Genomic DNA, 244 nt, shown 5'->3' with positions numbered 1-244 from the left:
CCTCTCCGGTGGCCGTGTTCGCGATGGTCTCGCCGCCGGCGGTGGCGTCGCCGGTCACCGAGTAGGTGATCACGACGTCCTGGCCGGGTCGCAGCACGCCGTTCCACGAGAGGGCGCCGTCGGCCACGCGGACGTCGCCGCGGGTGGCGGACACGGCGTCGTTGTACGACGCGTGGGCCAGCGCCGCGCGCAGGTCGGCGCCGATCTCGACCGGGGCGAGGACGGAGTCGCCCGTGTTGCGGCC

The 244-nt window shown here is 75.4% G+C and carries 1 protein-coding gene; it reads right to left on the bottom strand.

The window, feature by feature from the left end; translation table 11 throughout:
• Positions 1 to 244: hypothetical protein (locus tag KVS71_RS18265; protein WP_217585246.1), on the bottom strand; the 244-nt coding region annotated here is incomplete at both ends.

This window comes from Microbacterium sp. GbtcB4 (assembly GCF_019091465.1).
In the GTDB taxonomy this organism is placed as follows: Bacteria; Actinomycetota; Actinomycetes; order Actinomycetales; family Microbacteriaceae; genus Microbacterium; species Microbacterium paraoxydans.
Note: the sequence above shows the minus strand (reverse complement) of the source record. Positions and strands in the feature narration are given on the sequence as shown.